Origin of the sequence: Brevundimonas fontaquae (assembly GCF_017086445.1) — a bacterium.
Classification (GTDB): Bacteria; Pseudomonadota; Alphaproteobacteria; order Caulobacterales; family Caulobacteraceae; genus Brevundimonas; species Brevundimonas fontaquae.
Window position 1 is genome coordinate 2430018 of the sequence record NZ_CP070968.1, and the last position, 12745, is coordinate 2442762.

Annotated in this window: 12 protein-coding genes; 7 read left to right on the forward strand and 5 right to left on the reverse strand. The window is 64.5% G+C overall.

Annotated features, from left to right (window positions below):
* Positions 1–15: 15 nt before the first annotated feature.
* A complete protein-coding gene (locus JX001_RS11875; protein WP_205681171.1) occupies positions 16–3078 on the reverse strand; it encodes a TonB-dependent receptor in 3063 nt (1020 codons plus the stop codon).
* Between the two features lie 392 nt (positions 3079–3470).
* Between JX001_RS11875 and JX001_RS11880 the strand changes: the two genes are divergently transcribed.
* On the forward strand, positions 3471–4373 hold the full coding sequence (locus JX001_RS11880) for an MBL fold metallo-hydrolase (RefSeq protein ID WP_205683175.1): 903 nt from the start codon (positions 3471–3473) through the stop codon (positions 4371–4373).
* Here JX001_RS11880 and JX001_RS11885 read toward each other — a convergent pair.
* Both JX001_RS11885 and JX001_RS11890 read right to left on the reverse strand, forming a co-directional pair.
* Positions 4370–5038, reverse strand: a complete 669-nt coding sequence (locus JX001_RS11885; protein ID WP_205681172.1) for a DUF1499 domain-containing protein — start codon at positions 5036–5038, stop codon at positions 4370–4372. The two genes, JX001_RS11880 and JX001_RS11885, sit on opposite strands and share 4 nt — an antisense overlap.
* A gap of 18 nt (positions 5039–5056) precedes the next feature.
* Positions 5057–6685 (reverse strand): long-chain-fatty-acid--CoA ligase, encoded by a 1629-nt coding sequence (locus tag JX001_RS11890; protein ID WP_205681173.1) that lies wholly within the window; start codon positions 6683–6685, stop codon positions 5057–5059.
* Between the two features lie 158 nt (positions 6686–6843).
* Here JX001_RS11890 and udk point away from each other — a divergent pair, with 158 nt between their 5' ends.
* Both udk and JX001_RS11900 read left to right on the forward strand, forming a co-directional pair.
* A complete protein-coding gene (udk, locus tag JX001_RS11895; protein ID WP_205681174.1) occupies positions 6844–7491 on the forward strand; it encodes a uridine kinase in 648 nt (215 codons plus the stop codon).
* Positions 7492–7549: 58 nt separating this feature from the next.
* On the forward strand, positions 7550–7846 hold the full coding sequence (locus JX001_RS11900) for a hypothetical protein (protein WP_205681175.1): 297 nt from the start codon (positions 7550–7552) through the stop codon (positions 7844–7846).
* A 570-nt stretch (positions 7847–8416) separates the two neighbouring features.
* Here the strand turns inward: JX001_RS11900 and JX001_RS11905 are convergent.
* Positions 8417–9199: a HisA/HisF-related TIM barrel protein gene (locus JX001_RS11905; protein WP_205681176.1), complete on the reverse strand. Its 783-nt coding sequence runs from the start codon at positions 9197–9199 to the stop codon at positions 8417–8419.
* Between the two features lie 61 nt (positions 9200–9260).
* Positions 9261–9461, reverse strand: coding sequence for a sulfur carrier protein ThiS (gene thiS / locus JX001_RS11910; RefSeq protein ID WP_066551876.1), 201 nt, complete (start codon positions 9459–9461; stop codon positions 9261–9263).
* Positions 9462–9647: 186 nt separating this feature from the next.
* On the opposite strand from thiS, the gene aroQ reads away from it, so the two are divergent.
* From aroQ to aat, 4 genes are read left to right on the forward strand one after another with little or no spacing between them, the layout of a single operon-like run.
* Positions 9648–10094, forward strand: a complete 447-nt coding sequence (aroQ, locus tag JX001_RS11915; protein WP_205681177.1) for a type II 3-dehydroquinate dehydratase — start codon at positions 9648–9650, stop codon at positions 10092–10094.
* Positions 10095–10141: 47 nt separating this feature from the next.
* Positions 10142–10633: an acetyl-CoA carboxylase biotin carboxyl carrier protein gene (gene accB, locus JX001_RS11920; RefSeq protein WP_055808514.1), complete on the forward strand. Its 492-nt coding sequence runs from the start codon at positions 10142–10144 to the stop codon at positions 10631–10633.
* A gap of 3 nt (positions 10634–10636) precedes the next feature.
* The gene (accC, locus tag JX001_RS11925; RefSeq protein WP_055808513.1) at positions 10637–11989 is read left to right on the forward strand and encodes an acetyl-CoA carboxylase biotin carboxylase subunit; all 1353 of its coding nucleotides are present in this window, start codon (positions 10637–10639) and stop codon (positions 11987–11989) included.
* Entirely contained in the window at positions 11959–12666 is a 708-nt protein-coding gene (aat, locus tag JX001_RS11930) for a leucyl/phenylalanyl-tRNA--protein transferase (RefSeq protein WP_205681178.1), read from the forward strand. The genes accC and aat overlap by 31 nt, the downstream gene beginning before the upstream one ends.
* Positions 12667–12745 lie beyond the last annotated feature (79 nt).

The window sequence follows — 12745 nt, forward strand, 5'->3', positions numbered from 1 at the left end:
GTCCCGTATTGAAGCTTAGAACGCCCAGTCGAAACCGATGCGCATGAAGCGAGGCTGTTGATAGGCGACGGGCTTGCCGTAGTTCGGGTCCACAGCACCGGAAGCCAGATCACCCTGTTCGTAAAGCTCGGTTTGACCCTTCTCGTTGAACACGTTGAAGATGTCGGCGCGCAGAACCAAATCGCCCGGCAGTGACACAGGAACCGTGTAGCGAAGCGACAGGTCCAGGTTTCCGGTCCACTCCGAGTTAAACCGCGATCCACGAGGAACGCCGATACCTTGGCAGAAGCGCGACGACACGCCATAGGCCGCAGCGTCAGCATCCGTCGGGTGAACACCCAAGCAGCCATATGGCTTGCCGGACTGGACGCGCAGGTTGGCGCCGACCAGCAGTCCGTCGAACACCTGATACGAACCGAACAGTTTGATCTGGTGAGCGCGGTGGTTCGGGAGCAGACCGTACTGATTGTCCGCCAGACCGATGTGGTCGAACAGGATGGTCGAGCCAGCGTCAGTTTGGCCGTTGTCCGAGAGCACGGTGCCCTCGTAGTTACCGATGTTCTTCGAGATCACGTAGGAACCTTGCAAACCCCACTTGCCGTCGAAGGCGCGCTCAAACTGGAAAGTAAGGCCGGTATATTCGCGAACAGCCTTCACATAGCCGGTGTCTTGAGCAGCGACAGTGATGACCCGCGCGGTGGTCTCACCGGGAAGCGGGTCACGGAGACGGAAGACAAGGTCACGACCTGGATTGGCGATCAGGTACTGATAGTCACCGAAGTAGATGTCTTCGCACCCGGCGATGCCTTCACGAGCGCAAAGCGCATTGATGTAAGAGTCAACCGCGATGTCCTCGGACGTGTTGTTCAGACGACGGTGCGTCAAGGTGACACCGGCCGACCAAAGATCGCCGAACTGACGCTCGTAACCCAGAATGAACTCATCTTCAGACGTGGGATCGAGGTTCAGTGCGGACTTCGAGATCGCCGGTTCAACGCTACCGTTGCCGTTTACCTCACATCCGACCACGCCAACGGTTCCGCGACCACCCGCGGGACAGGCCGAAGGACCGGTGCGATACCCCGGATTGCTGGCCAGCGTAATCTGGCTTCCCAGAGCAGCCGGCAGACCTGTGACCGGATCGATCTGGAACCCACCAGCCGGAGCATTGAAATACTCGTTGAAGAACAGGTCACCGGAACGGAAACCGAGGTTCAGCGCCGGCGGAACGAAATAGCGGCCATACGAACCAAAAATCCGATCAACCCGATTGCCGGTGGGATCGTAGCTGAACCCTGCGCGCAGCGCATAGTTGTCGTTCAGCTCAACGGACTTGTCACCAGCCAAGTTTTCGGCCGCGAACGAGTCATTTCTCAGACCAACCTGAACGTTCAACTGATCATTCACGTCCCAAGAGTCTTGGATATACCACGCGCGGTTCTCGCCCTTGATGGTGCCGCCGAAGGTGCCTACCGTTACTTGGACGTAATCTTGGCCAGCTGCGACGCCGCGGGCATCGTTAGCAGAGCCACGGCGATAGATGTAGTTGTAACCACCGTTGCGACGAGAAACCTTGAATTCCTCGAGCTGCTCGTTGTCGATGCCGAAGCGAACATGGTGGTCGCCGAAGAGATTGAAGTAAACATCGGCATCGGCGCGGTAGAATTCACGACGGGTGTCGATGATGCTTTGCGAGCCGGTCGCTTGGGTCGTGGAGAGCCGCTGCGTCGTTCCCGAGCGAACGTCCTGAACCAACGACAACGACGGATCGCCGGGCAGTGTGTTGTTAGAATCTTCGTTGACGCCGTATGCGGCCGAAACCGTCAGCCAATCCGTGAACGACCCAGTGTAGCGACCAACATAGTTCTCGCCACCTTGTTGGAAAGTCGTCTTATTCGGAGTAGTGCCAATAACGCCAGTACGATTATTGAACGTGTAGGTGTTACGCTCGATCTCTCGTGACGTGTCAAAGTAGGTGAATTCGACGCGATGTCCTTCGAAAAGGTTGGCGTCAATCTTGGCGCCGTAGAACGGATCATCGGACTTATCGATGCTATAGCTGTTGCCCGTAATGGACGCAAAACGGCTCTCGTTATCGCGCCCTTGGGCCAACCCGTAGAAGAACAGCCGATCGCGAATAATCGGACCGCCAAGCTCCAAGGTGTAGTCCGCCACCCTATTTTCGGTGAGACGGTTAGCGGATTGGAAGGTGTCCGGGGAGGTTTCTTCTAGTTCAGGCCCGGTATAGTTGCCGTGCAAAGCAAGCTTGAATTCATTGGTGCCAGACTTGGTGACCGCGTTGACCACGCCGCCCAGGGCGCGACCGAACTCGGCCGGATAACCGCCAGTCTTGACTTCGATCGTCTTGTAGAAGTCGAACGGAACGGTCACGGATCCGACATAGGTATCGAAGTTGGTGGTGTTCAGCCCGTTCACGTAGAAGGCGTTTTCACCAACCGATGCGCCGCCGATGGAGGGCTGCCCAGCGAATGCACTGTTTGATGCCGATCCGCCCGCGGTCGCGGTCGGCGCCAGCAGCGTGACGGCGGTCAGGCTGCGGCCGACCGGAACCTGCTTTGTGAGTTCCTCGATATCGACAGTGAGGCCTGTGGTCGTGCGCGTGAAGTCAACACCCTGACGAACACCGACAACGACGATGTCGCCCAGATTGCTTGCGTCAGCGCTCGCAGCGCCTTGAGCAGCCAAGGTGAAGGTGAAGGACGAAGAATCTCCCAGCGACACCACGACTTGTTCGGACAGGGTGTCATAGCCTGGCGCTTCAACCACAACATCATATCGACCCGTCGGGATGAGTGGGATACGGAACGTGCCGTTGGCGCCTGTCGTGACATTGCGGGTCGCGCCTTGAGCAGCGGATCGGACGGTGACGGCGGCGCCAGACAGAACCTTTCCGTCAGTGCCTTGAACCACGCCAGCGAGTGTGCCGTTGGTGTAATCCTGGGCAGACGCGACGCTGGGCGTCAACAGGGTGACGGCGGGCACGGCGACAACAGCCATCAGCGCTGCGCTGCCGATCATAGTCGAATGGAGTAGTAGCTGCTTGATATTCATCGTCATGAAAGAATTCCCCTTCCTTCGACGCGCCCACGTCTCCGCAGGCAGCGACACGAATCTCATGCAAAGGCATGATTGGCGTCACCTTAGGGCGTTCTGTCGCAGTCTGAATAGGTCAGAACGTCTGTGTCAGGCTCTTACTCTTTTGATGTCGCAATCGTGCCACACACCTGTCACCTACCAGACAATCTGTGAACGTTGTTTGCGGCATACGGCGCGGGCTCCGGCGTGCAGGAGGCGGCGATCAGTTGCACCGCGGCGAGACATAGGATCGCCGCCGCGACGAACGGAAGCCGATTTGATACAGCGTTGGCGATCGAACGGGCCATTGTGAGCGCTCCAGGCATGATTACCGAGACGTTAACGCAAGCTCTGCGCCAGACCCGGCCGTGACGATGATCCCGTTCGTGAGGGCGTTCGATTTCGCCTATGGGCGGCACGATCAGGTGTCGCCAATGATCCAGCGTGTGGTCGCCGACAATCCGGGGCCTTTCACCTTTACCGGGACGGGAACCTATATCGTCGGCCGACCGGACCGCGAGGCCGAGGTCGCGGTGATCGATCCGGGGCCGCCGGATCGGGCGCATCTGGCGGCGCTGATGGCGGCGGTCGAGGGGCGGCGAGTCAGCCATGTGCTGGTGACGCATACGCATCGAGATCATGCGCCGCTGGCCCGGCCGTTCGCCGAGGCGACCGCAGCACGGATTTGGGCGGCCCGGCCTCCGATGCGGGAAACGCATGCGTCGGGTGAGCTCGATGAAGATGATGATGCCGACTTCGCGCCCGATGTGGTGCTGACGGGCGGCGAGGTCATCGAAGGCGACGGCTGGACGATCGAGGCGATATTCACGCCCGGTCACGCGTCAAATCATATGGCTTTTGCTCTGCGCGAAGAGAACGCGCTGTTCTGTGGCGACCATGTCATGGGCTGGTCGACGACGGTCGTGGCGCCGCCGGATGGGAATATGCGTCAGTATATGGCCAGCCTGGACGCGGTGATCGCGCGCGACTTCGATGTGTTGTGGCCGACGCACGGAGCGCCGGTGACCGAGGTGCGCCCGTTTCTTGAGGCCTATCGCGCGCATCGGTTGGAGCGGGAGGCGCAAGTTCTTCAGCGGCTGGCGGCGGGGGATCGCACGATCGCGGAGATGGTCCAGGTTCTGTACGCCGCCGTCGATCAGCGGCTGTGGCCGGCCGCTTCGCTGTCGGTGCTGGCGCATCTGATTAAGCTGGTCGAGGACGGCGCGGCGATCAGCGATGGCGCGCCAGGCCTGTCGGCGCGTTTCCGGCTGGCCTAGCGTTCGGCGCCGAGGTTTCGGGTGATCTTGGCGGCGAGGCGGCAGGTGGCGCCGCCGTCGGGACGGCTGCCGCGCGCGGCGACGCGGATGTCGGTGCGGCCGGGGCGGATGCGAACGACCGCGTCGGTGGCGAAGCCGAACCAGGCGCCGGCGTGCACGGCTTCGACCTGGAAGGTTGTGGCGCGGGTGACGACGAAGCCGGCGTCGACCAGCGCCGAGGTCGCCTGCTGGGCCAGGACCTGGGTCGGGATGGCGTCCACGCCGTCACAGGTCTGCGGCGCGACGCTGCGCGGGCCGGCGGCGCGCGGCAGGCCCGGCGGCTCGTCAAGATTGGTGCTGACGTCATGCGGATGAAGCGTCGCATCCTGCCCCTGACGCAGCACGAAGCCGGCGACGGTCGCGCCCGAGAGAACCAGCGCCGCCAGTGCATAAAGACCCCTGCCCTTCAGGTCGCGCAGCGCCAGCACCGCCGCCACCAGAGCCGCCGCCAGACCGACCCAGGCCAGGATGCGCGCCACGGTCCAGGTCAGCAGGTCATAACCGATCGCCAGATCGAGACCGCCGAACCGCGTCGCCGTAACGGCCGCCACGACCAGCACAAAGGGCGCCGCCGCCAGCGCCGTCAGCCAGGGCAGAATGGCGGGTACGGGCTTTCTGGTCGGCATTCAGGCTCCGGTTCTAACTTAGGCAGCGGTCGGCAGACGATAGTCCTTCATCCGGTCGCGCAGAAGCTTCTTGTCGATCTTGCCGGTCGCGCCCAGCGGGATGTCGTCCACGGCGACCACATCGTCGGGCATCCACCACTTGGCGATCTTGCCGGTCAGGAAGTCCAGATGCTCCTGCTTGTCCAGCATCTCGTCGGGCTTGAGCTTCAGGATCAGCACGGGCCGTTCGTCCCATTTGGGGTGGGCCGCGCCGATGACGGCGGCGATCTCGACCTTGGGGTGACCCACGGCGATGTTCTCGATCTCTATGGAGCTGATCCACTCGCCGCCAGACTTGATCACGTCCTTGGCGCGGTCGGTGATCTGCATGAAGCCCAGGTCGTCGACCGTGGCCACATCGCCGGTGTCGAAGAAGCCTTCGTCGTCCAGGATCGAGCCGCCTTCCTTGAAGTAGGCGCGACTGATCGTCGGCCCCTTGACCATCAGACGACCGAAGGTGGCGCCGTCGTGAGGCAGTTCGGCGCCCGCCTCGTCCTTCAGCTTCAGCTCGACGCCCAGCGGCGGCACGCCCTGCTTCAGGCGGTACTTCATCTGCTCGTCGTAGGAGAGCTTCAGGATTTCGGGCGGCAGGTTGGCGATCGTGCCGATGGGCGAGGTCTCGGTCATGCCCCAGGCGTGGGTGACCTCGACACCGAAATCGTCCTGGAAGCCGCGGATCAGGCTTTCGGGACAGGCCGAACCGCCGATGAGGACGCGCTTCAGGGTCGAGAAGCCTAGCCCGTTCTGTTTCATGTGGGCGAACAGGCCCTGCCAGACCGTCGGCACGGCGGCCGAGAAGGTCACGCCTTCCTGTTCGATCAGCTCATAGATCGACTGACCGTCCATCTTGGCGCCCGGCATCACCAGCTTGGTGCCGGCGGCGGGGCCGGCGAAGGCGATGCCCCATGCGTTGGCGTGGAACATCGGCACGACCGGCAGAATCACCTCTTTGGGCGTGGCGCCCATCACCGTGGCCTGAAGACCCATGAAGGTGTGCAGGAAGTTGGAGCGGTGCGAATACAGCACCCCCTTCGGATTGCCCGTGGTGCCAGAGGTGTAGCAGAGGCCGCAGGCCGTCTGTTCGTCGAAGTCGCCCCAGACGACGTCGGTCGATTGACCGGCGATCGCGTCCTCATAGGCGACGGCCTTGGGCAGCTTCGTCTGCGGCATGTGGGCGGCGTCGGTCATGATGACGACGCGCTCGACCTTAGGGATATGCGGCAGGATCGCTTCCAGCAGCGGCACGAAGGTCAGGTCGACGAAGATGATCCGGTCTTCGGCGTGATTGATGATGTAGACGAGCTGTTCGGGGAACAGACGCGGGTTAAGGGTGTGGCACACCCCGCCGATGCCCATGATGCCATACCAGGCCTCGATATGATTGGCGGTGTTCCAAGCCAGGGTGGCGACGCGGTCGCCCGGCTGGACGCCCCAGTCCTTCAGCGCGTTGGACACGCGTTTGGCCCGGTCGTGGATCTGGGCGTAGGTCGTGCGAACGATGGGCCCTTCGACCGAGCGCGTCACCACTTCGCGCTCGCCATGCCAGTTTTTGGCGTGGTCGATGATCTTGTCGACCGTCAGCGGCCAGTCCTGCATCAAGCCCAGCATGTCGTATCCTTGTCCCTTGGATGCGTCTGCTTTGATGCGACGCTTGAGCCGACGCTAACATCGGTGATCGGCGATAAGCAACGTGACGTAGCGTCAGCCACGGCGCGGCGGATCGTCCCCCGTGGCGCTGGCCGGTTCAGCGGTCTAGAAGGCCGCCCATGACCATATTGATCGCGATCACGGGGGGCTCCGGCTCCGGCAAGAGCACCTTGGCGGAGGCGTTGGTGTCGGCTCTGCCGGAAGGTTCGGCCGTGCTGGTGCGCGAGGACAGCTACTACAAGGACGCGGCCTCCCTGCCCGGCTTCGACGCCGCGACGTTCGACTTCGACGATGTGACGGCGCGCGATCACGACCTGATGATCGCGGACCTGAAGGCGTTGAAGGCCGGGCGCGCGGTGACGGCGCCGGTCTATTCCTTCATCCACCACGGCCGCGAGCCGGGCGGCGAGCCGATTCCGGCGGCCGAGGTGGTGATCGTCGAGGGCACGCATGTTCTGTGCACCCCCGGCCTGACCGCCCTGTTCGACATCCGCGTCTTTGTGGACACGCCGGCCGACATCCGCTTCATCCGCCGCCTGCTGCGCGACCAGGCCGAGCGGGGCCGATCGGCGGATTCGGTCGTGGCGCAATATCTGGCGACGGTGCGTCCGGGTCACGAGCGCCTGACCGAACCGTCGCGCACCCACGCCGACTTCATCGTCGCCGATGCGACGGCCGCCGTCCGCCTGGAAGACCCCCAGGCCGTGGTGCGTCTGGCGGCCCCGGTCCTGGCCCATCCGTTGCTGCAGGCGCTGCTGGGCGACTAGCGAAGGCGTCTCCGACCCGGAATACGCCAGGTCGAAGCGCGACCGGCTCGACGGGCGGATGACCATTGAGCGCCCTGATGCGCGCCCGTTCGGCGGCCTCGGCCTGTTTCTCGACCAGGATGGCGTCCAGCCGGATGTATTCGAGTTCCAGCAGGGCGCGAAGACGATCATCCTCCGCGTCTTCCTCGGGCGTCTGTCTGTAGGGCGGCGGGAGACCGCGACCGGGTTTGGGACGACGAGGTTTAGGGCGGGCCATGCGGGTCTCCGGACATGGGGTATCGGCTTCGCGCGGTCGCAGCGAAGTCTGGAGGGCTGGGCGGAGCGCCGGGCCTTCGCCCGGAGTGTGAGTTTGTAAGTACCGTTTCGACGAAGGGTATGACGCTCCGCGCGGTGGGTTGGCCTGCAAGCTCGGGGCGCCGAGCGGTGGCGGTCTTATCGCCTAACCCCATAAGCCTGCGACGGGTCGGCGGTCCCTGCGAGGACCGTCCCGAGTGCGGCCGAGTATCCCCCTCGACCCTGCGACGGCGCTCCATGAGTCGCCGCCGACGCGGGCCGTTTCAGACCCGCCCCCGTTCCCTCCGCTCTCGCCGCCGCAAGGTCGCAGGCCAGGCGAGCCCCTCATGCGACGAGACGGATGTATTATGGGGCCGTTTGACCCCGTGGATGGGAGACGGGGGACATAAATCGGCAAGCGGTTGAAATCGCTTGGGAGGGGCCAGCGTCATTGCGATGGCTGAGCACCGTCTCCTCCCCATTCATGGGGAGGTGGCTCGGAGCGCAGCGGAGAGACGGAGGGGCTCTTCGCGCATCGCAGGCGTCTGTGGGACGTTAAGCGCCCCTCCACCGCTCAGCCTGTCCTCGGGCTCGCCTTCGGCGAGACCCGGCGGCGGTCCCCCTCCCCACACGTGGGGAGGAGACGATTCGGTCAGATCAGTCCCGCCAGCGGCGACGACGGGTCGGCATACATCCGCTTGGGCATCCGGCCGGCCAGATAGGCGTCGCGGCCGGCGATGACGGCGTGCTTCATGGCGCGGGCCATGCGGATGGGGTTCTTGGCGCCGGCGATGGCGGTGTTCATCAGCACCGCGTCGCAGCCCAGCTCCATCGCGCGGGTCGCGTCCGAGGCCGTGCCGACGCCCGCGTCGACCAGGACCGGCACCTTGGCCTGTTCGACGATGAGGCGGACGTTGACCTCGTTCTGGATGCCCAGGCCCGAGCCGATCGGGGCGGCGGCGGGCATGATGGCGGCGGCCCCGGCGTCTTCCAGCCGCTTGGCCATCACGACGTCGTCGGTGCAATAGACCATGACGTCGAAGCCGTCCTTGATCAGCAGATCCAGCGCCCGCAGCGTCTCGATCATGTCGGGATACAGGTGGGCGGTGTTGGACAGCACCTCCAGCTTGACCAGGCTCCAGCCGCCGGCTTCGCGCGCCAGACGCAAGGTGCGCACCGCGTCCTCGCCCGTGAAACAGCCGGCGGTGTTGGGCAGGAAGGTGAAACGATCCGGCTTCACATAATCGACCAGCATCGGCTGGGTCGGATCGGACAGGTTCACACGGCGCACGGCCACGGTCACGATCTCGGCCCCAGCCGCCTCGGCGGCGGCGGCGTTCTGGGCGTAGTCGGCGTATTTGCCGGTGCCCACGATGAGGCGCGAGTTGAAGGTGCGGCCGGCGACGGACCAGGTTTCGTTGGCTGTATCAGTCATGGATGCTGACCTAGGCCTCTCCGGCGCGCGGGGGAACCCGTCGTAGCCCGATTTGATCGGATCATCCGCCGCCGACGAACTGGACCAGTTCGATGCGGTCGCCTGCGGCCACGGGCGTGGCGGCGTGAAGGGACTTGGGCACGATCTCGAGATTGCGTTCGACGGCGACCTTGCGCGGGTCCAGCGACAGTTCCTCGACCAGGGCCAAGATGGTGGCGGCTCGAACCTGGCGCGGTTCGCCGTTGAGGTGGATCTGGTGCATCGGTCGGGTCTCTCGGCGTTATCAGCGCGGCCTTTCAGATAGCGACTGAAGGATCGGATCGCCAGATCGCGCTGCGCCGGCGCGGTGACCTTGGGTAAGGTTCAACGCCGCGAGCGTTTGACCCACGCCCTGCGTCCGCTAAAAGGCCCCTCTTGCGCCGCGCTGCGCCGGATCGATTCTGGAACCATGGCCGAAACGCCCGTCATTCATGTGCTGAACGGCCCCAATCTGAACCTGCTCGGGGTTAGGGAGCCGGACATCTATGGCCGCGACACCCTGGCGGATATCGAGCAGCGCTGCGTCAGGGCGGCCGGCGAGGCGCAGATCGTGTTTCGCCAGACCAACCATGAAGGCGTGCTGGTCGACTGGATCCAGGAAGCGCGGGAAACCGCCAATGCCCTGATCCTCAATCCGGCGGCCTATGGGCATACGTCGGTGGCGCTGCACGATGCGCTGAAGACGCTGTCGATCCCGGTGATCGAGCTGCACCTGTCCAATCCGGCGGCGCGCGAGGCGTTTCGCCATCACTCCTATGTGTCCTCCGCGGCGACCGGCGTCATCGCCGGCTTCGGCGCGGCGGGCTATGAACTGGCCGTCCAGGCGGCCCTCACCCAGGTTCGGGAACGCGGCTGAGCCCCGTCCCGTTTATCAAAGACCACGAAAGACAAGGCGCAACTCCAATGGCCGATGACAAGAAACACGCCGAAATCGACGCTGCCCTGGTTCGCCAGCTGGCCGAGATCCTGAACGAGACCGATCTGACGGAAGTCGAGGTCGAGCGCGGCGAACTGCGCATCCGCGTGGCGCGCGAAGTCACCGTCAACGCCGCTCCGGTTCAGTACGCCGCCGCCCCCGCTCCGGTCGCCGCTGCGCCCGCCGCCGCTGCTGCGCCGGCCGCCATGCCGTCGGATCCCGCCACGATCGTCGCCCGCGCCGGCGAAGAGGTGAAGTCGCCGATGGTCGGCACCGCCTATCTGCAGGCCTCGCCGGAGGCCCCGGCCTTCGTCCAGCCCGGCGACAAGGTCAAGAAGGGCCAGACCCTGCTGATCGTCGAAGCCATGAAGACGATGAACCCGATCCAGGCCCCGCGCGACGGCGTTGTGGCCGAAATCCTGGTCGGCGACGCCCAGCCGGTCGAGTTCGGCGAACCCCTCGTCCTGCTGGAAGCCTAAGCCGTGTTCACCAAGGTCCTGATCGCCAACCGCGGCGAGATCGCGCTGCGCATCCACCGGGCGTGCAAGGAGATGGGCATCTCCACCGTCGCCGTGCACTCCGAAGCCGACCGCGGCGCCATGTGGGTGCGGCTGGCTGATGAGAGCGTCTGCATCGGCCCCGCCTCGGCCGCCAAGTCGTATCTGAACATCCCCTCGATCATCGCGGCGGCGGAAATCACCGGCGCCCAGGCGATCCACCCTGGCTACGGCTTCCTGTCCGAGAACGCCCGCTTCGCCGAGATTGTCGAAGCCCATGGCATGACCTTCATCGGTCCCAAGCCCGAGCATATCCGGGTGATGGGCGACAAGATCAGCGCCAAACAGACGGTCAAGGACGCCGGCATCCCCGTCGTCCCCGGCTCGGATGGCGAAGTCGAGACCGTCGAGGCCGCGATTGAGGCGTCCAAGTCCATCGGCTTCCCCCTGATCGTCAAGGCGGCGGCGGGCGGTGGCGGACGCGGCATGAAGGTCGCCTTGACGCCTGACGATCTGGTCGAGGCTGTCCAGACCGCCCAGTCGGAGGCCAAGGCCGCCTTCGGCAACGGCGCCGTCTATATGGAGCGCTACCTCCAGAAGCCACGCCACATCGAGATCCAGGTTATCGCCGACAGCCACGGCAATGTCGTCCACCTGGGCGAACGCGACTGCTCGCTGCAACGCCGTCACCAGAAGGTGCTGGAAGAGGCCCCCTCGCCCGCCCTGTCGGCCGAAGGTCGCAAGCAGATCGGCGAGACGGTCAACAAGGCCATCGCCGCCATCGGCTATCTGGGCGTCGGCACCATCGAGTTCCTGTGGGAGGACGGCGAGTTCTTCTTCATCGAGATGAACACCCGCCTGCAGGTCGAGCATCCGGTTACGGAAATGATCACCGGCGTCGATCTGGTGCGCGAACAGGTGCGCATCGCCGCCGGCCTGCCGCTGTCGTTCACCCAAGACGACATCGAGTTCAAAGGCCACGCCATCGAGGTGCGGATCAACGCCGAGAACCCGGAGACCTTCACCCCGTCCCCAGGCAAGATCACCGACTTCCACGCACCGGGCGGCCTGGGCGTGCGCCTGGATAGCGCGATCTACGCCGGCTATTCGATCCCGCCCTATTACGACAGCCTGATCGGCAAGCTGATCGTCCACGGTCGCGACCGCGAAGAGGCCATCGCCCGCCTGAAGCGTTCGCTGAACGAGGTCGTCATCGGCGGCGTCGATACGACCATCCCCCTGTTCCAGAAGCTGCTGGCCGAGCCGGACATCCTGTCGGGCGACTACGACATCCACTGGCTGGAGAAATGGGCGGCCCGTCAGAAGGGCGACGCCTGACCGACCCCGATTTCAGCGCCAGCGGGCCTTTCGGCGGTTTCGGCCCCGAGGACCTGCTGGCCTGTTACGCCCGGGGCGTGTTTCCGATGGCCGAGGCGCGCGATGATCCGCGCGTCTTCATTATCGAGCCGGAACAGCGCGGCGTCATTCCGCTGGACGCCTTCCACATCCCCAGCCGCCTGCGCCGCACCGTACGGGGCGAACCGTTAGAGGTGCGGGTCGATACCGCCTTCGAAGCGGTGCTGGACGGCTGTGCGGCCGCGCAGGGCCCTGATCGCGAGGACACCTGGATCAACGGTCCGATCCGGCGGCTGTACGCCGCCCTGTTCGCCATGGGCTTCGTCCATTCCATAGAGTGCTGGCGTGATGAGCGGCTGGTCGGCGGGCTTTATGGCGTATCGCTGGGCGGGGCCTTCTTCGGCGAGAGCATGTTCAGCCGCGAGCGGGACGCCTCCAAGGTCGCTCTGGTGCATCTGGTCGCGCGCTTACGAAAGGGCGGGTGGACCCTGCTGGACGCGCAATTCCTGACCGACCATCTGAGCCAGTTCGGTGCGGTTGAAACGCCTCAAGCGACCTATCTGGAGCGGCTTAAGCCCGCGCTGTCGGTCAGGCCGGACCAAGGGGCGTTGTGCGCGCCCCTGACCGGCGCAGAAGCCGTCGCCTTAGCCAGCGGCTAAATCCGAGAAGATAGGTCTCTCAGTTCGTCATTCCGGGGCTGAGCGCAGCGAAGAACCCGGAACCCAGGGCCACAGGTGC